This window comes from Idiomarina sp. X4, from assembly GCF_002808045.1.
Taxonomy (GTDB): domain Bacteria; phylum Pseudomonadota; class Gammaproteobacteria; order Enterobacterales; family Alteromonadaceae; genus Idiomarina.
Genome location: NZ_CP025000.1, coordinates 87,938 through 105,680 on the forward strand (window position 1 = coordinate 87,938; position 17,743 = coordinate 105,680).

At 48.3% G+C, this 17,743-nt stretch carries 17 protein-coding genes; 7 read left to right on the plus strand and 10 right to left on the minus strand.

Annotated elements, in window-relative coordinates; genetic code table 11:
* Positions 1-24 precede the first annotated feature (24 nt).
* The 9 genes from rlmM to CWC33_RS00535 form a co-directional block, all read right to left on the minus strand.
* On the minus strand, positions 25-1,110 hold the full coding sequence (gene rlmM, locus CWC33_RS00495) for a 23S rRNA (cytidine(2498)-2'-O)-methyltransferase RlmM (RefSeq protein ID WP_100690351.1): 1,086 nt from the start codon (positions 1,108-1,110) through the stop codon (positions 25-27).
* Positions 1,110-1,490, minus strand: coding sequence for a DUF423 domain-containing protein (locus tag CWC33_RS00500; protein WP_100690352.1), 381 nt, complete (start codon positions 1,488-1,490; stop codon positions 1,110-1,112). The genes rlmM and CWC33_RS00500 overlap by 1 nt, the downstream gene beginning before the upstream one ends.
* Entirely contained in the window at positions 1,487-2,110 is a 624-nt protein-coding gene (locus CWC33_RS00505) for an alpha/beta fold hydrolase (RefSeq protein WP_100690353.1), read from the minus strand. Before CWC33_RS00505 ends, CWC33_RS00500 begins: the two co-directional genes overlap by 4 nt.
* Positions 2,110-3,009, minus strand: a complete 900-nt coding sequence (locus CWC33_RS00510; RefSeq protein WP_088768422.1) for a transcriptional regulator GcvA — start codon at positions 3,007-3,009, stop codon at positions 2,110-2,112. Before CWC33_RS00510 ends, CWC33_RS00505 begins: the two co-directional genes overlap by 1 nt.
* A 92-nt stretch (positions 3,010-3,101) precedes the next feature.
* The gene (locus tag CWC33_RS00515; RefSeq protein WP_088768423.1) at positions 3,102-3,866 is read right to left on the minus strand and encodes an SDR family oxidoreductase; all 765 of its coding nucleotides are present in this window, start codon (positions 3,864-3,866) and stop codon (positions 3,102-3,104) included.
* A gap of 20 nt (positions 3,867-3,886) precedes the next feature.
* Positions 3,887-4,783 (minus strand): 3-hydroxyisobutyrate dehydrogenase, encoded by an 897-nt coding sequence (gene mmsB / locus CWC33_RS00520; protein ID WP_100690354.1) that lies wholly within the window; start codon positions 4,781-4,783, stop codon positions 3,887-3,889.
* 27 nt (positions 4,784-4,810) lie between these two features.
* Positions 4,811-5,932: an enoyl-CoA hydratase/isomerase family protein gene (locus tag CWC33_RS00525; RefSeq protein ID WP_100690355.1), complete on the minus strand. Its 1,122-nt coding sequence runs from the start codon at positions 5,930-5,932 to the stop codon at positions 4,811-4,813.
* A 9-nt stretch (positions 5,933-5,941) separates the two neighbouring features.
* The gene (locus CWC33_RS00530; RefSeq protein WP_100690356.1) at positions 5,942-7,099 is read right to left on the minus strand and encodes an acyl-CoA dehydrogenase family protein; all 1,158 of its coding nucleotides are present in this window, start codon (positions 7,097-7,099) and stop codon (positions 5,942-5,944) included.
* Between the two features lie 12 nt (positions 7,100-7,111).
* A complete protein-coding gene (locus CWC33_RS00535) occupies positions 7,112-8,611 on the minus strand; it encodes a CoA-acylating methylmalonate-semialdehyde dehydrogenase (protein WP_100690357.1) in 1,500 nt (499 codons plus the stop codon).
* A 69-nt stretch (positions 8,612-8,680) separates the two neighbouring features.
* Between CWC33_RS00535 and CWC33_RS00540 the strand changes: the two genes are divergently transcribed.
* Complete coding sequence (locus CWC33_RS00540) at positions 8,681-9,559, plus strand: EamA family transporter (RefSeq protein ID WP_100690358.1); 879 nt, start codon at positions 8,681-8,683, stop codon at positions 9,557-9,559.
* A gap of 20 nt (positions 9,560-9,579) precedes the next feature.
* Here CWC33_RS00540 and CWC33_RS00545 read toward each other — a convergent pair whose 3' ends face one another.
* A complete protein-coding gene (locus CWC33_RS00545; protein ID WP_100690359.1) occupies positions 9,580-10,761 on the minus strand; it encodes an acetyl-CoA C-acyltransferase in 1,182 nt (393 codons plus the stop codon).
* 78 nt (positions 10,762-10,839) lie between these two features.
* Between CWC33_RS00545 and CWC33_RS00550 the strand changes: the two genes are divergently transcribed.
* Genes CWC33_RS00550 through CWC33_RS00575 form a run of 6 tightly spaced genes read left to right on the plus strand, consistent with a single transcriptional unit; the run spans position 10,840 to position 17,742 of the window.
* Positions 10,840-11,259: a MerR family transcriptional regulator gene (locus CWC33_RS00550; RefSeq protein ID WP_088768430.1), complete on the plus strand. Its 420-nt coding sequence runs from the start codon at positions 10,840-10,842 to the stop codon at positions 11,257-11,259.
* Positions 11,256-12,425: an isovaleryl-CoA dehydrogenase gene (locus tag CWC33_RS00555; RefSeq protein WP_100690360.1), complete on the plus strand. Its 1,170-nt coding sequence runs from the start codon at positions 11,256-11,258 to the stop codon at positions 12,423-12,425. The genes CWC33_RS00550 and CWC33_RS00555 overlap by 4 nt, the downstream gene beginning before the upstream one ends.
* Positions 12,426-12,439: 14 nt before the next feature.
* Positions 12,440-14,047: a carboxyl transferase domain-containing protein gene (locus CWC33_RS00560; RefSeq protein WP_100690361.1), complete on the plus strand. Its 1,608-nt coding sequence runs from the start codon at positions 12,440-12,442 to the stop codon at positions 14,045-14,047.
* A 16-nt stretch (positions 14,048-14,063) separates the two neighbouring features.
* Positions 14,064-14,849 carry an enoyl-CoA hydratase-related protein gene (locus CWC33_RS00565; protein ID WP_100690362.1) on the plus strand — a complete coding sequence of 262 codons (786 nt, stop codon included), beginning with the start codon at positions 14,064-14,066 and terminating at the stop codon, positions 14,847-14,849.
* A 14-nt stretch (positions 14,850-14,863) separates the two neighbouring features.
* Complete coding sequence (locus CWC33_RS00570; protein ID WP_100690363.1) at positions 14,864-16,834, plus strand: acetyl/propionyl/methylcrotonyl-CoA carboxylase subunit alpha; 1,971 nt, start codon at positions 14,864-14,866, stop codon at positions 16,832-16,834.
* A 2-nt stretch (positions 16,835-16,836) separates the two neighbouring features.
* Positions 16,837-17,742 carry a hydroxymethylglutaryl-CoA lyase gene (locus CWC33_RS00575; protein ID WP_100690364.1) on the plus strand — a complete coding sequence of 302 codons (906 nt, stop codon included), beginning with the start codon at positions 16,837-16,839 and terminating at the stop codon, positions 17,740-17,742.
* The last annotated feature ends 1 nt before the right edge of the window (position 17,743 follow it).

Below are 17,743 nucleotides of genomic sequence, written 5' to 3' on the forward strand. Positions count from 1 at the left end.
TGAAAGCCTGCTTGATCTTGTCATTTACTGCTTAGGCAGCCAACGTAAGTGTACTGTGATTTCTTCACGGTCGTGATACAGATGTTTCGCCTGAATTTCGAAAGGTTTCGTGCCTTCTGTTTGTAGCTGATCTTTTATCTGATCCAAATACTCTTTCACGGCTGCGTAGCGCTGGCGCATTGGTAGCTTCAGGTTAAAAATCGCTTCCTGACAGTCACCTTCTAACAACCAACTCGTCATCAATTCGCCGACTCGCGCAGGCTTTTCAACCATATCGCAGACAAGCCAGTGAATATTTTTGCGCTTAGGTCGAAACTTAAAACCATCTTCTTTGATGTGCTGAACCTGTCCAGTTTCCATTAACGACTCTGCCATCGGACCGTTATCAACCGCTTGTACCATCATGCCGCGCCGCACCAACTGATAGGTCCAGCCGCCCGGTGCGGCCCCTAAATCAACAGCTTTCATACCGGGCTGGATACGTTTTTCCTGCTCATTTTCCGGTACAAAAACCTGAAACGCTTCATCAAGCTTTAACGTTGAGCGGCTTGGTCCGTCTTTTGGCATTCTTAAACGTAAAATACCACCGTCATAAGGGGTCTGGTTATAGCTATAAGAATAACCAACCAAGGCATGCGCAGAATTAACAAAAAGCACGTGCAGTAAAGGGCGTTTTGCCAAAGGCTTATTGCTTAATAGCTCTTCTTTACGCAACGCCTGACGAAGCGGAACACTAAACTTACGACAAAACTTCGACAGCTGATTGGCTTCATTCGTATCAGGCGTTTCAACCCGCAGCTCACCAGCTAGACCAAAGGTTTCCCGGTGTGGCTCTAGCGCTTTTATGACCTCACTGGCGCGATCTTCAATACCTGCCAGTTTAACCGGACTTAACAACGCAAACATTTCGCGGGCAAATACCAAGTCCTTTAAAGGCAGTTTGCGCGCAATGTGCTCCGCTTCTTCAGCCTGACAGTTATAAGTGACATAGGCTTGGTTCGGCTGTGTCTGGCAATAGCCATAAATGCCAAGCTCTGTTGCTTTATCTTGTATTTCTGCTGCACAGTCGCCTTCAAAACCGGCGCGACACAATAAAATAATTCCGCTCATTAACTCACTGCTCCTAACTTTATTGCGCCAATTAGCAGGCTTATCCAGCCCGCTATAAATAATAAACCACCGAGCGGCGTTATCGGTCCGAACCATTTTATACCGGTAATCGCTAATGCGTATAAACTGCCGGAAAACAGAATAACACCGGCGAGCCACAAATAGCCGCTGGCGACCAACCACCCTGATGAGGCCTGTTTAAGCCACAGGGCTAACGCCATTAACGCCAATGCGTGATAAAACTGATAAGTAACACCGGTTTCAAACGCACTTAATAAATTTTCAGTCAGCTTGGACTTAAGGCCATGTGCTGCAAAAGCTCCGAGCATCACCCCCGTTGCTCCTAGCAGCGCCGCTGCAATTAGAAATAACTGACTCATTGAATAAACTCCTTAATTGCCGCTGCTGCCTGCTGCCAAATTATTGGTGTGTCTGCCGATTTCGCTTTCGTTGCTTCAAAGCCGTGATCGGCCCCTTCTAGCCAATGCAGCGACCAGTTGTCAGGTAAGGTTATACATTCACCTTGATCTTTTTTCTTCATTAAAGGTTTGCTGAAGGGATCGCGCGTTCCCTGAAGAATAAGTCCGGGCGCCGTGCTCATTGATAACTCTTCCAGACGCGAATTTTCAGGCTTTTGTGGCGGATGAAACGGAAAACCTAACGCAATAGCCCCCTTAGCGCGGAACGAATTAGCAACCCGCAACATGACTCGACTGCCCAGCGATTTGCCCATTAACACCAGAGGCTTATCGTCTTGCTGCAAGTCTTTTAATAGCGCTTCCACCGCATCAACTAATACCGGCATTCTGTTTGGCGGTCTGGGCTTTCCTGTTTCCCGCACTTTCTCCCAATATGGAAAGTCAGGTCGAACAACCTCAGCACCAAACTCTACACACTGATCCGCAAAGTAATTCATAAACGCAGTATCGGGACCACCGCCGGAGCCATGTAAAAATACAACCCTGATTGTGCCCTCTGGGTTTTGCCGCTGATAACGCATCACTCCTTAAACTCTCGCTCTTCTTGCTGCACAATGTCGAGCAACCACTGTCGAAAGGTCGCGATTTTACCGATTTCCGCCTGGTTGTCACGGCAAACCAAGTAAAAGGCTTTATTCCGCTGTAAAGCCTGCGGGAATATTCTCACTAAATGACCACTATCAATTTCAGGTTTCACTAATACGTTATTGGCTAATGCGACGCCCTGCCCGTGCACCGCCGCTTGTAACGCCAAACTTGAATGACTGAATACAGGACCGTTATCCCCCTTATACTGAGGCAAGCCAACCAACTGAAACCAGTCTTTCCAGGCGTTACGCGTTTCATCATGCAGTAGTGTCTGTTTGAATAAATCTGCAGGCTCTTTTATATCAGCTTTATTCAGCAATAACGGTGAGCACACCGGCCATAAGTATTCTTCATGGAGCTGATACGCTTTTACGCCCGGCCAACGTCCGTCACCATAATAAATAGCGACATCAACGTCATCAGTGAGAGAGCCGCTAATTTCATCCACCGCCTTAATACGAATATCCATATCCGGGTGAGCTTCCCGAAAGCTGCTTAGCCGAGGAACAAACCATAAAATGGCAAAGCTGGGAGGCACCGAGACTGTAAGCGCACCACGCTCTGATACCAGCCGCAGCTTATCCGTAGCTTGCGCCAATTGTTCAAAAATATCACGAAGTTCCAGATAGTACTCCTGCCCTTCTTCAGTCAATAACAACGACCGGTTCCGGCGAATAAACAGCTTAAGCTCAAGAAAGTCTTCTAGTGCTTTAACCTGATGACTTACTGCCGCCTGGGTAACGAATAGTTCTTCTGCAGCCTTAGTAAAGCTAAGATGACGCGCGGCCACTTCAAAAGATTTCAGTGCATTTAAGGGGGGTAATTTGCGCATGCCAATAAAAAAGCGTCTCTGTTTTTAGTTAATCGCTACTATAACAGAGACGCCCGTCATTCGGCTATTTACATTACTTTATCTAATGCGATTTACAGTCGAACGCCACCGTCAATTTCAACAACACGACCACTGAAAAAGTCGTTTTCAATAATGTAGCGTGCGCTGTGCGCGATTTCATTAGGCTGCCCCCAGCGCTTTAGTGGCACCATAGACAATGCACGTTCAACCGCTTCCGGTTTCATTTGAGCGGTCATTGGCGTTTCAATAAAGCCTGGAGCAATAGCACCACAACGAATACCATAGCGACCCAATTCACGCGCCCAGGTAACGGTCATAGCGACTACGCCCGCTTTCGTTGCTGAGTAATTGGTCTGCCCCATATTACCTGCGCGAGCAACGCTAGAAATGTTAATAATGACGCCCTTTTTACCGGCTTTAACCATTTGCGCCGCTGCTTCACGACCACATAAGAACGTACCTGTTAAGTTCACGTCTAATACGGACTGGAACTGTTGCAGTGGCATTTTCTGCTTGAGTTCGCCATCTTTGTATTTAATCAATAAACCATCACGCAGCAAGCCTGCGTTATTAACTAATACATCAATACCATTAAACTCTTGCTGAATTTGTTCAAAAACGGTTTCTACCGACTCTTCGTCGGTAATATCAACCTCATAGCCGACAACCTTAGCCGCGCCTAACTTCTCGCAATGCTCCTGAGCATCGCCCAGCACGTCGCCGTTAATATCGATAAGCGCTAATTGAGCGCCCTGCTTGGCAAAGTCTTCAGCCATAGCAAGTCCCAGCCCCTGAGCGCCACCGGTAATTACAATCACACTGTCTTTAATTTGCATGTGTTTCCTCAATTCTTAAGTTACTTCTGTGACTTAGGTGCCACATAGTTAAAAATACTGGAAAAGTCCTGACGACCATGACCTTGTTCAGACCAGCTGTGGTAAAGGTTACGTGTCAATGACCCCATTGGTGTCGCCGCCCCACTTTCTAACGCAGTCTGCTGTGCTAAACCTAAGTCTTTCGCCATTAGGTCAACCAAAAAACCGCCCTGATAGTCGTTGCTTGACGGCACGTTTTCCATAACGCCCGGACATGGGTTGTACACCTCTAATGTCCAGTTACGACCAGAGCTCGCTAACATAATTTCAGACAGCACTTTCGGGTCAAGCCCGTTCGCCTTGCCTAGTTGCAGTGCTTCTGATGTACCTACCATTAATACAGATAGCAGCATGTTGTTGCAGATTTTGGCAATTTGCCCTGCACCCACATCGCCCGCGCGAAACACGTTTTTACCCATGTCATTCAACACAGTTCGTGCGCGGTCAACATTTGTCTCTGTACCGCCACAAATAAAGGTTAACGTGCCTGCTTTTGCACCGCCAACGCCACCGGACACCGGCGCATCAATAAAAGCAATTCCCGCTTTTTCAAGTTCTTCACCGACGTACATCGCAGTATCTGAAGAAATAGTGCTGCAGTCGATAACTAACTGTTCTTTGGAAAGCTTATCAATTAGCCCATTATCACCTAAGTAAACGCCTTTAACATGACGGTCAGCTGGTAACATCGAAACCACAAACTCAACGCCTTCAATAGCTTCTTCAGCTGTTTTCGCCGCCGTTGCGCCATCAGCCACAACGGCTTTTAACGCTTCCTCTGACAAGTCAAACGCTTTAACCTTGTGGCCTGCTTTTGCCAAGTTGCTGGCCATTGGACCACCCATGTTACCCAGACCAATAAATCCTACGGTTGCCATGTTGGCACTCCTTCTTGTTTGTTCGTTTTATTTATCAAGATCAGCCAATGGATGCGTTCTGTCACCCCACGGAGGTAAGAAGAATGCATCAACCTCCTCTGCTGGGACTTCCGCTACCGAGCTATGCTGCCATTGTGGATTCTTATCTTTATCAATCAACAGCGCTCGAATGCCCTCCGCAAAGTCCCCACGAACCGCGCAATTACAGGACAGAGTTAACTCTAAACGAAAGCAATCCGCTAATGACAAATCTGAGCCTTGTTGCAACTGATTCCAGACTAAGTGAGAGGTGAACGGACAGCCATTCGCTAAGTTCTTACGCGCTCTCGCTAACCATTTGTCGTCAGTTTCATCATTTACTATACGCTCAACTATATCGCCAATGTCATTGCCTGAGGTGAACTCTGAAATTAACGACTGGTGCGGCTCAACTTGAGGAGCAGGTAATGCGGTCGTGTCACTGCTTGCAATCGAGCTTAATAAGTCAGTCACTTTTTGTTTATTAAGGGCCGCAGTATCGCCCCACTCAGTCTCTTTTAATGCCGTCAAAATAGCTTCTTTGCTGTCGTGCCCAACAAAGTGGTCAGCCAGGTTTAAGTAAAGTGCATCATTAGCATTCATTGTGGCGCCTGTAATTCCTAGAAAGAGGCCGCAGCCTTCAGGCATGCGATTCAAGAAATAGGTTGCGCCAACATCAGGGTATAAGCCAATCGTCACTTCCGGCATGGCGAGTAAAGAGCGTTCAGTCACAATGCGATGGCTGGCACCATTCATTAAGCCCATACCACCACCCATAACAATACCGTCACCCCAGCAAATGAAAGGCTTAGGGAATGTCTGGATAAAGTAATCTAGCTGATATTCCTGTGTGAAGAAGTTTTCCACTTCCTCCACCAGTTTGCCAGGCTCTGCCTGCATGGCTTTATACATAGCAACAATATCGCCGCCGGCACAAAACGCTTTTTCACCAGCGCCTTGCAGCCAGACACAGGCTACTTCGTCGTTCTCAGCCCATTCTTTCAGTTGCGGCAGTAGCTTTTCAGCCATTGCCAAACTCAGCGCGTTTAGCGATTTCTCGGAATTTAATGTAGCAACGCCGATGACTTTGTCACCGGCGTTCAGTTCTTCAAAAAGTACTACGTCTTGCATGGAGTCTCCTTACAAGATTTCTCGGTCGTTATCCGCCAACATACGGCGACCAATGATCATACGCATCACTTCGTTCGTGCCTTCCAGAATCTGGTGAACACGGACATCGCGAACGTGGCGCTCAAGTGGGTATTCTTTGATGTAACCATAACCACCGTGCAACTGCAGTGCGTCGTTACACACTTTAAAGCCAACATCGGTTGCAAATTGCTTAGCCATCGCGCAATATGTGGTTTTGTCCGCATCGTTATTGTCGACTTTGCTAGCAGCCAACCGCACCATTTGACGCGCGGCCACCAGTTCAGTAGCCATATCGGCTAACTTAAACTGCAATGCCTGGAATGCCGCCAGAGGCTTACCAAACTGAGTACGTTCCTGCATATAAGCTTTAGCTGTATTCAGCGCTGCTTGAGCGGTACCGACAGAGCAAACGGCAATGTTAATGCGACCACCGTCTAAGCCCATCATGGCAAATTTAAAGCCTTCGCCTTCTTTACCCAGCAGGTTTTCTGCCGGAATACGAACGTCTTCAAACGTCACTAAGCGAGTTGGTTGAGCGTTCCAACCCATTTTGTCTTCCGCTTTACCGTAGACAATGCCTTCAGCATCGGCAGGTACTGCAAACGCCGAGATACCTTTCGGACCGTCTTCACCAGTACGCGCCATAACGACTAATACGTCAGTCTCACCCGCTCCAGAAATGAACATTTTGGAGCCGTTCAAAACATACTCGTCACCATCTTTTTTCGCACTGGTACGTAAGCTCGCTGCATCTGACCCTGAACCTGGCTCCGTCAGGCAGTAAGAACCTAACTTCTCACCCGTCACCAATTCTGGCACCCATTCATCAATTACAGACTGCTTTCCGAATGAGCCAATCATCCAGGTGACCATGTTGTGAATGGTCATCATGGCCGTAGTGGCCGTACAACCACCCGCCAGTTGCTCAAAAATTAAAGCAGAGTCGAGTCGGCTCATACCAAAACCACCCGCATCTTCAGGCGTGTACATGCCCATAAAGCCCATTTCACCGGCTTTACGGAAAACCTCTATTGGGAAATGGTGTTCTTCGTCCCACTTCGCCGCATTAGGCGCCAGCTCTTTTTCAGCAAAGGCCTTTGCTGTATCGACAAAGGCTTGTTGATCTTCTGTCAGTTCAAAGTTCATCGTTGTTCCCTACTACCTAAGGTTAATCGACATATTTGGACCGGCGACTTCATCAATGTCGCTCTCGAACCAGCGCGCCGTCACAGTCTTCGTTTCGCTGTAAAAACGCACCGCTTGCTTACCATAAGCGTGGAGATCACCGAAGAATGAACGTTTCCAGCCAGTAAACGAGAAGAATGGCAGAGGTACCGGAATTGGAATGTTAATACCGACCTGACCCACTTCAACTTCGTGTTGATATTTACGAGCAGCCGCACCGCTGGCAGTAAAAATAGACGTACCGTTACCGTATGGGTTGTTATTAACCAGCTCTAAAGCGTCTTCCAGGCTGTCGACTTCAGTCGCACATAACACCGGACCAAAAATTTCCGTTTTATAGACTTCCATATCTGGCGTGACATTAGAAAACACGGTCGGACCAACCCAGTTACCGTTCGGTAAGCCGTCAACTTTACAGTTACGTCCGTCGACTAAAAGCTTCGCGCCTTCCTTTTCACCCTGAGTAATTAAGGCTTCAACACGCTCTTTTGCTTGTGGACTAATGACTGGGCCATAAGCGGCGTTTTCATCGTTCCAGGCACCCGGGCGAACTTTAGCAATAGCTTCAGCCACTTCCGGAATCCACTCTTTCGCTGCGCCAACAAATACAGCGACAGAAATGGCCATACAACGCTGACCGGCGGCGCCAACCGACGAACCAACCAAGTTATTGATCACTTGCTGCTTGTTTGCGTCCGGCATAATAACGCAGTGGTTTTTCGCACCCGCAAACGCTTGAACACGTTTACCGTTTTCCGTACCCCGGCGGTAAATGTACTCAGCTACCGGTACTGAGCCCACAAATGACAATGCACGAACGTCAGGGTGGTCAAGTAAGAAGTCAACTTGCTCTTTGTTACCATGTAGAACTTGCAGAACACCTTTTGGTGCGCCCGCTTCTTCAAACAGTTCAACCAAACGCGTTGGTGTTAAAGGATCTTGCTCAGACGGCTTAAGAATAAAGGTATTGCCACAGGCAATTGCCAACGGGAACATCCAAAGTGGAATCATTGCCGGGAAGTTAAACGGTGTAATCCCCGCGCAAACGCCTAACGGCTGTGTGTAGCTGTATGAGTCAATTTTGCGAGCAACGTTCTCAACCGTTTCGCCCATTAATAACGAAGGGATATTAGCTGCATGTTCAACCACTTCAATACCACGCCAGACATCGCCTTTTGCGTCTTCAAATGTCTTACCGGTTTCCTGAGCCAGAATTTCAGCAATTTCTTCCTGATGTTCTTTAAGCAGTGCCTGATAACGCATCATTACGCGAGCACGCTCTGATACAGGTACTTCTTTCCAGGTTTTAAACGCTTCGCGCGCGCTCTCAACCGCTGCCTCCATTTCACTTTGAGTGGCAACGGGCGCTTCGGCGATAACTTCCTGTGTCGCTGGATTGGTGACAGGAATCCACTGTTCCGACTTCGAGGCGACAAATTCGCCATCTATGTACAGAGGCACTTTCTTAGACATAATTCACCTTCTTGTTGTGTTATTTTGTTCACATCATAATGAACGAATTTAGTTAAGTGAGCCTTTAACGTGACCCTCTTAATTCTGATTACTTTACTTTGGGCCGCCAGTTTTTCTCTCATTGGCGTTTACCTTGCCGGACAAGTTGACGGCTATATTGTTGTTTTTGTGCGCATGATTCTAGCACTGTTAACCGTTCTACCCTTGTTCCGTTGGCGACATTTATCGCCCAAAAGTGGGCAGCTACCTCAACTGACTAAGCTGGCCATTATTGGCGCCGTGCAAATTGGCGCCATGTATTTATTTTTGTATCACGCATTTTTGTATTTGAGCGTCGCTGAAGTGCTTTTGTTCACTATTTTTACGCCGCTCTACATTACTCTTATTGATGAGCTCATACTCAACCGCAAGCACTTACCCCTACTATGGTGGATAGCAGCAGCGGTATCTGTCGGTGGCGCTGCCATTATTCGCTATCAACCATTGTCCGATGACTTCATCACTGGCTTCTTTTTAATTCAAGCAGCCAATGCGTGCTTTGCCTTAGGTCAAGTTGCTTACAAACGTCTACCCACAGGTAAAACCCTCGCCCAAAGTCAGCAGTTTGCCGCTTTTTTCTTTGGCGCCAGTGTCATTGCCGGACTTGGCGTATTATTTTTCGCCGACTTAAACCTATTGCCAACCACTCAGCTTCAGTGGGGTATTTTGCTCTGGTTGGGCATTGTTGCCTCCGGCCTCGGCTACCTTGGCTGGAACCTCGCCAGCAAGTGGGTTAACACCGGGCAACTTGCCACCATGAACAATGCGCTCATTCCTGCCGGAATTCTAGTTAATGTCTTATTTTGGGAACAGTCTTTCGACTATACCCGACTTATTAGTGGCGCTTTAATTATCGTACTTGCTGTTTGGTTAGCCGGGCGCGCTCACAAATTGAAGCCCGCCGGCTAACTCATATAGGCGTACGCCAGTTACATCATCTCCACTGCCAGAGCGACGGCTTCGCCACCACCAATACATAGCGAGGTGACACCGCGCTTCTGGCCTTTTTGTTTCAGTGCATGTAGCAGCGTTACTAATAAGCGTGCACCGCTTGCACCAATTGGGTGCCCTAATGCGCAAGCACCGCCATGCACGTTCACTTTAGCTGGGTCTAATTTCATTTCCTGAATAGCCAACATAGTGACCATGGCAAAGGCTTCGTTAATTTCCCATAAGTCGACATCGTCTTTTGTCCAGTCTAACTTGCCAAGCAGAGAGTTCATTGCGCCAATAGGAGCAACAGTAAACTCAGACGGAGCTTGCGAGTGCGTTGTGTGACCCATAACTCGCGCCAGCGGCTGCAGGCCTTTGGCTTTAGCTTCACTTTCACGCATTAAAATAAGTGCAGCCGCACCATCGGAAATAGAACTGGAGTTCGCCGCAGTAATAGTGCCGTCTTTCTTGAACGCAGGACGCAGTTCAGGAATTTTGTCCAAACGCGCTTTGCCTGGCTGTTCGTCGGTATCAACGGTAACGTCGCCTTTACGAGTTGAATAAGTTACCGGCGTAATTTCCCCCTCAAACAAACCGTCTTTGATAGCCGTTTGAGCTTTGGTCAATGAATGAATCGCAAATTCATCCATCGCTTTACGGTCAAGACCATAATCATCGGCCGTTCCCTGAGCATAAACACCCATCGCCTTATGCTCGTAGGCATCTTCCAGACCATCCAGCATCATGTGATCAAGCACCTGCCCGTGCCCCATGCGGTAACCGCTGCGGCCTTTTGGCAACATATACGGTGCATTTGACATGCTTTCCATACCGCCAGCGACCACAACATCAGCAGAACCCGCCTTAATTAAGTCGTGAGCCATCATTGCGGCTTTCAAGCCAGAACCACATACTTTATTGATGGTAGTTGCACCGGTTGAACGCGGCAAATCAGCGTATAGCATAGCCTGGCGAGCCGGCGCCTGACCTAAACCAGCCGGTAGCACATTACCCATAATAACTTCCGAAATATCATCGGCACTTAAACCACTGTTACTCAAAGCGGCTTTTATAGCGGTTGCCCCTAAATTGGGTGCAGCTACGTCGCTCAAACTGCCCTGAAAACCGCCCATTGGCGTGCGGTTGGCCGCTACAATCACGATCGAATCGCTTGACATCTTTCCTCCAAATGCACTTTACGTTAACGTAAACTTCCTCTAAGCTTAGATCCCAGAGCAACCAAAAAGCAAGTACCGATGAACAATAAAATTACCTACAGTATTGGTGAACTGGCAAAACAATTTGACATTACCACTCGTAGCATCCGCTTCTACGAGGACGAAGGCCTGCTTTCACCAAAGCGACAGGGCCAGCAGCGCATCTATACCAATAAAGACAGAGTCCGTTTAAAACTCATTTTACGGGGCAAACGCTTAGGCTTTTCGTTGGCTGAAACGCGTCGCCTGTTTGAGCTTTACGACGCAGATAACAGCAGCGCTGCACAACTTCAAAAGGTACTTGAGCTTATTAGTGAGAAGAAAGTCTCACTCAAACAACAAATGGAAGACATTAATGTATTGCTGACGGAACTCAGCGGTCTGGAACAACGTTGCCAGGACGAACTTGAAGTTATTCAGCAGTCAACATCCAAAGTTCACTCTCAGGAGTCGTTATGATTAGTCAATACACCACCTTTAATTTTGGCCTCGGCGAAACCGCTGACATGATCCGTGAGCAAGTTAATGCGTTTGCTCGTGATGAAATTGCGCCGCGCGCAGCTGACATTGACGAGAAAAATGAATTTCCAAGCGATTTATGGCGTAAGCTTGGCGACATGGGTCTGCTCGGCTTAACCGTTGCTGAAGAATACGGTGGTTCGGGTATGGGCTACCTGGAGCACGTTATTGCTATGGAAGAAATTAGCCGAGCTTCAGCCTCAGTCGGTCTGAGTTACGGTGCTCATTCAAACCTTTGCGTGAATCAAATTCACCGTAACGGTAATGAAGAGCAAAAGAAAAAGTACTTACCTAAGTTGTGTACTGGTGAACATGTTGGCGCCCTGGCAATGAGTGAACCTAACGCAGGGTCGGATGTTGTCAGCATGAAGCTACGCGCTGAGAAAAAAGGCGACAAGTACATTCTGAATGGCAACAAAATGTGGATCACTAATGGTCCTGAAGCCAATGTTTTCGTGATTTATGCCAAAACCGAGCCTGAGAAAAATTCTCGCGGGATCACCGCATTTATCGTTGAAAAAGACACTCCAGGGTTCAGTCAGGCGCAAAAACTCGACAAACTGGGCATGCGTGGTTCAAACACCTGTGAGCTAGTATTCGAGAACGCTGAAGTTCCTGAAGAGAACATTCTGGGTGAATTGAACGAAGGTGTTGCTGTACTCATGAGTGGTCTGGACTACGAGCGAGCGGTTCTGGCATCCGGGCCTTTAGGTATTATGCAAGCGTGTCTGGACACTTGCGTGCCTTATATTCACGACCGTAAACAGTTCGGGAAAGAAATTGGTGAATTCCAGTTGGTTCAGGGTAAAGTTGCTGATATGTACACTCGTACAAACGCCGCCCGCGCGTATGTTTATGCAGTTGCCCAGTCATGCGATCGTGGAGAGACGACTCGCAAAGACGCAGCTGGTGCTATTTTATACGCGGCTGAATTAGCCACTCAATTGGCGCTAGACGCCATTCAATTATTAGGCGGTAACGGCTACATTAATGAATATCCTACTGGGCGCTTGTTGCGTGATGCTAAGCTGTATGAAATAGGCGCCGGCACTTCAGAAATTCGCCGCATGCTGATAGGTCGCGAAATCTTCAGCGAATCCAAATAACAGGAGACTGCGCTGTGGCAATTTTATCGAGTAAAGTAAACACTCGTGACGAGCAGTACGCTGCAAATTACGAGTCGATGCAGGCTGTGGTTGACGACTTGCAGGAAAAAGCAGCACAAATACACCAAGGTGGTGGCCCTAAGTATCAGGAACGCCATTTGTCTCGCGGTAAATTACTACCGCGCGACCGCATTAACAAGTTGCTCGACGCCGGCTCGCCATTTTTAGAAATTGGCCAGTTTGCCGCCTGGGAATGCTATGAAGATTACGTTCCTGCTGCCGGCGTTGTCGCTGGCATTGGTCAGGTTGAAGGCACTGAGTGCATGATCATCGCCAACGATGCCACCGTGAAAGGCGGCACCTACTACCCACTGACCGTGAAAAAGCACTTGCGCGCTCAGGAAATTGCCGAGCGTTGTCACTTGCCCTGCATTTACCTGGTGGACTCTGGCGGCGCTAACCTGCCTCGCCAGGATGAAGTATTCCCTGACAAAGAACATTTTGGGCGTATTTTCTTTAATCAGGCCAACATGTCAGCCAAAGGCATTCCGCAAATTGCAGTGGTTATGGGCCTGTGTACCGCCGGCGGCGCGTACGTACCCGCAATGGCCGATGAAAGCGTTATTGTTAAAGAGCAAGGTACTATTTTCTTAGCCGGTCCCCCGCTAGTTAAAGCGGCAACGGGTGAAGAAGTTTCAGCCGAAGAGCTTGGCGGCGCCGACGTGCACACTCGCATTTCCGGTGTTGCCGACCATTTTGCTCACAACGATGAGCATGCTTTAGCTTTAGCTCGCCGCTCGGTAGCACGCCTTAACCGAGGTGAGCCAACTCAGCTGGACCGTCAACCATCAAAACCACCGCGTTACGACGCCAAAGAGCTGTACGGCATTGTTGGTACCGATTTGCGTAAGCCTTATGACGTTCACGAAGTCATTGCGCGCATTGTTGATGACTCTGACTTTGATGAATTTAAAGCCAACTACGGTAATACGCTGGTGACAGGTTTTGCCCGCATTGACGGCTACCCCGTTGGTATTGTCGCGAATAACGGCATCTTATTCTCCGAGTCGGCACAAAAAGGTGCTCACTTCATTGAACTTTGTGCCCAACGTAAAATTCCACTGGTGTTCTTACAAAACATTACCGGCTTTATGGTCGGTAAAAAGTACGAAGCCGAAGGCATTGCCAAACACGGCGCGAAAATGGTTATGGCCGTTTCCTGTGCAAAAGTTCCTAAGTTTACCGTCTTAATTGGTGGTAGCTATGGTGCCGGTAACTACGGCATGTGTGGTCGCGCTTATGATCCAACCATGATGTTCATGTGGCCAAATGCCCGCATCTCGGTCATGGGTGGTGAACAAGCGGCAGGCGTTATGGCACAGGTCACCAAAGACAATTTAGCCCGTAAAGGCGAAAGCCTGAGTGAAGAAAAAGAACAAGCGCTGAAAAAGCCGATTGTTGAGCAGTACGAGAAACAAGGTCACCCGTACTACGCGTCTGCCCGCTTATGGGACGACGGCATTATTGACCCGGCACAAACGCGCGAAGTTCTGGCATTAAGCCTTGCCGCTTCATTAAATGCACCGATTGAAGACAGCCGTTTTGGCGTCTTCCGCATGTAATCGGAGGTTATTTATTATGGCAAAATACACCAATCTTGATATCAGCGATAAGGGTGTTGCGACGCTGACATTAAATCGTCCCGAGGTTCATAACGCCTTTGACGACGTAATGATTTCAGAATTGCTTCAGGCGTTAAAAAACGTCGAAGACAGTGAGCAAGCTCGAGTTCTTGTATTACGCTCTGAAGGCAAAAACTTTTCTGCCGGCGCAGACTTGAACTGGATGCGCTCTATGGCGGACAAAAACTATCAGCAAAACGTTGAAGACGCCGGTGAGCTTGGTTTATTAATGGAGCGTTTAGATTTGCTCAGCAAACCAAGTATTGCGTTAGTTCAAGGCGCAGCCTTTGGCGGTGCCGTCGGTTTAGCCGCTTGTTGTGACATTGTACTGGCGCAACCACGCAGCAGCTTTTGCTTAAGTGAAGTCAAAATCGGACTGATACCAGCGGTTATTAGCCCTTATGTAGTCCGCACTATTGGCGAAAGGCAGTCTCGTCGTTACATGCTCACCGCAGAACGCTTTTTCGCGGATGAAGCTCAAAAGCTTGGCCTAGTGAATGACGTTGTTGACGACTTTGACGAGCCGCTGAACAAATTACTCGATACGCTATTAGCTAACAGTCCTCAAGCCGTCACGGCCTGCAAGGAACTTATTCGCAACGTTGGTTCGCGTCCTATTAATAAAGACGTACGCGATCACACAATAAAAGCCATTGCAGAAATTCGCGTATCGGATGAAGGTCAGGAAGGCTTAAGTGCGTTTTTAGAAAAACGTCCTGCTGCCTGGCTCAATAAGAATTAAAAACAGGTCCCATTATGATCAATACATTACTGATTGCGAACCGTGGTGAAATCGCTTGCCGTATTATTTCAACGGCAAAGAAAATGGGCATTCGCACTGTCGCAGTATACTCTGACGCCGACCGCAACGCCCGCCACGTTAAGTTGGCTGACAATGCGGTTCACATTGGTCCTGCAGCTAGCACAGAGAGTTACCTGCGCAGCGACAAAATTATTGCTGCAGCCAAACAAACGGGTGCCGAGGCTATCCATCCCGGTTATGGCTTTCTATCAGAGAACGAGGACTTTGCTGACGCGTGTCAGGTCAATGACATCATCTTTGTTGGACCGCCAGTTGCTTCCATCGCAGCAATGGGTTCGAAGAGTGCTGCAAAGGCTATTATGCAGGACGCGGGAGTGCCATTGGTTCCGGGCTATCATGGCAGCGAACAAGACACTGACACGTTAAAGGCAGAGGCCGAAAAAGTGGGCTTCCCACTGCTTTTAAAAGCCGCATACGGTGGCGGTGGTAAAGGCATGCGCGTGGTTGAAAACATGGGTGAGTTTGACGAAGCACTCAGCTCCGCCAAACGTGAAGCAAAGTCTTCTTTCGGTAACGACAAAGTGCTGTTGGAGCGATTTATTCGTAATCCTCGCCACGTGGAAATTCAGGTATTTACCGACGAACATGGCAATGCTGTCTATTTGGCCGAGCGTGACTGTTCAGTCCAACGCCGTCATCAAAAAGTACTGGAAGAAGCCCCTGCTCCAGCGCTGACTGAGAAAACCCGAAAAGACATGGGGGAAGCCGCTATTCGAGCCGCTCAAGCCATTGATTATGTTGGTGCTGGTACGGTTGAGTTCCTGTTTGATCAAAGCGGCGAATTCTACTTTATGGAAATGAATACTCGCTTGCAGGTTGAGCACCCGGTGACGGAAATGATCACTGGACAGGACTTAGTTGAATGGCAATTACTGGTTGCTTCAGGTCAACCATTACCGCTTGCTCAAAATGATATTCAGGTTAACGGTCATGCGTTCGAAGCGCGTATTTACGCAGAAGATCCAGACAACGACTTCTTACCCTGCACCGGCATCATTAATCATTTACGCACACCAGCTGAAATAAACGGTGTACGAATTGATACCGGCATTGAAGAAGGCGATGAAATTTCAGCTTTCTACGATCCAATGATCGCCAAGCTAATTGTCTGGGATACCGATCGAAGTCGTGCCCTGCTTCGTCTGCAGAAAGCATTGCGTGAATACCGGTTAACGGGGCTGACAACCAATATCGACTTTTTGCATCGTTTGGCATCGCACCCCGAGTTTGTGAATACCAATTTAACCACCGAGTTCATTCAACAGCACCAAGAAGACTTGGCACCTGATTCGTCTGTGAACTATCAGCAAATTGCGACGGAAGCGGCGCTGTTCGATATTATTCAACGCCAACAGCAGCGTGGCAGCTCTCCTTGGCAAAGCGGTAATGCCTTTAGAATGAACTCAGCAGCAACGCACAACATCCCGCTGCAATTCAATGATGACAATTACACCATTTCACTGACAGAAATTGGAAATGGTGAGTTTACCCAGCGTATCAGTGAAGAAACGATTCATTGGCAGGCTAGCCTAACCGATGACAAGCTGACACTAACCGCAGGTGATATGCGTTACTCTCGCTATGTCAGCGCAGATGACCAACAAATTACCGTCTTTACCAACAATGGCCCTGTCACTTTCCATCGCCACCGTGTGGCTGATACCCTCTCTGATGATACAGCGCACGGCGGACACGTCGCGCCTATGAACGGCACGATTATGGAGGTGCTGGTGACTAAAGGTGATACCGTCGAAAAAGATCAGGCGCTTGTCATTATGGAGGCGATGAAAATGGAGTACACCATACGCGCTGGCCATGACGGCGAAATCACCGATATTTTCTTTGCCGCTGGCGATCTTGTCAGTGACGGCGATGAACTCATTGCTGTTAGCGAGACGGAGTAACTATGGCTATTGCAGAGCAGATTAAAATTGTTGAGGTAGGCCCGCGTGACGGTTTGCAGAACGAAACAACTGTGTCTGTTGAAGCTAAGGTCGCTCTTATCGAGGCTTTAGCTGATGCTGGCGTTTCTTACATTGAAAGCGCCAGCTTCGTCAGCCCGAAATGGGTGCCCCAAATGGCTGACAGCATGGCAGTCATGGAAAAAGTGAATCGCCGTTCAGATGTTACTTATGCCGGACTCACGCCGAATTTGAAAGGCTTTGAAGCGGCAGTTGCTACCAATATGGACGAAGTTGCCGTGTTTGGAGCCGCCTCCGAAGCCTTCACGCAAAAAAACATAAATTGCAGTATTGACGAGTCACTGGAGCGGTTCAAGCCAGTTATTGCCGCCGCCAAAGAGAAAAACATACCCGTTAGGGGTTATGTTTCCTGTGTACTAGGCTGTCCTTACCAAGGTGAAGTGCCACTGGAAAATGTCGTTAAAGTCGCCAAAGCGCTTTATGAAATGGGCTGTTATGAAGTTTCTTTAGGTGACACTATCGGTATTGGCACACCGCTTAAAGCTCAGGAAATGCTGGCTGCGGTTGCCGCGCAAGTACCGATGGAGAAGCTTGCCTTACATTTCCACAATACCTATGGACAAGCACTGGCCAATATCATGGCGTGCCTACCGTTAGGTGTTGCAACCATTGACTCTGCCGTTGCTGGCCTTGGGGGCTGCCCTTATGCCAAAGGCGCAAGCGGTAATGTTGCTACCGAGGACGTCGTTTACATGCTGAATGGTATGGGTATAAAGACCGGCATCGATTTAAATAGGCTTATAGCCGCAGGTGCTGGTATTTGTAAACAACTCAACCACGGACCTCGTTCACAAGTAGCTATTGCAGAATTAGCAAAACAAGGGGAATAAA

Excerpts from the sequence above, each read along its gene's own strand:
- CWC33_RS00515 (WP_088768423.1), bottom strand. The coding sequence starts at position 3,866 with ATGCAAATTAAAGACAGTGTGATTGTAATTACCGGTGGCGCTCAGGGG.
- CWC33_RS00545 (WP_100690359.1), bottom strand. The coding sequence starts at position 10,761 with ATGTCAAGCGATTCGATCGTGATTGTAGCGGCCAACCGCACGCCAATG.
- CWC33_RS00565 (WP_100690362.1), top strand. The coding sequence starts at position 14,064 with ATGGCAAAATACACCAATCTTGATATCAGCGATAAGGGTGTTGCGACG.
- CWC33_RS00510 (WP_088768422.1), bottom strand. The coding sequence starts at position 3,009 with ATGCGCAAATTACCCCCCTTAAATGCACTGAAATCTTTTGAAGTGGCC.
- mmsB (WP_100690354.1), bottom strand. The coding sequence starts at position 4,783 with ATGGCAACCGTAGGATTTATTGGTCTGGGTAACATGGGTGGTCCAATG.
- CWC33_RS00550 (WP_088768430.1), top strand. The coding sequence starts at position 10,840 with ATGAACAATAAAATTACCTACAGTATTGGTGAACTGGCAAAACAATTT.
- CWC33_RS00500 (WP_100690352.1), bottom strand. The coding sequence starts at position 1,490 with ATGAGTCAGTTATTTCTAATTGCAGCGGCGCTGCTAGGAGCAACGGGG.
- CWC33_RS00530 (WP_100690356.1), bottom strand. The coding sequence starts at position 7,099 with ATGAACTTTGAACTGACAGAAGATCAACAAGCCTTTGTCGATACAGCA.
- CWC33_RS00505 (WP_100690353.1), bottom strand. The coding sequence starts at position 2,110 with ATGCGTTATCAGCGGCAAAACCCAGAGGGCACAATCAGGGTTGTATTT.
- CWC33_RS00525 (WP_100690355.1), bottom strand. The coding sequence starts at position 5,932 with ATGCAAGACGTAGTACTTTTTGAAGAACTGAACGCCGGTGACAAAGTC.
- CWC33_RS00555 (WP_100690360.1), top strand. The coding sequence starts at position 11,256 with ATGATTAGTCAATACACCACCTTTAATTTTGGCCTCGGCGAAACCGCT.
- rlmM (WP_100690351.1), bottom strand. The coding sequence starts at position 1,110 with ATGAGCGGAATTATTTTATTGTGTCGCGCCGGTTTTGAAGGCGACTGT.
- CWC33_RS00575 (WP_100690364.1), top strand. The coding sequence starts at position 16,837 with ATGGCTATTGCAGAGCAGATTAAAATTGTTGAGGTAGGCCCGCGTGAC.
- CWC33_RS00535 (WP_100690357.1), bottom strand. The coding sequence starts at position 8,611 with ATGTCTAAGAAAGTGCCTCTGTACATAGATGGCGAATTTGTCGCCTCG.
- CWC33_RS00570 (WP_100690363.1), top strand. The coding sequence starts at position 14,864 with ATGATCAATACATTACTGATTGCGAACCGTGGTGAAATCGCTTGCCGT.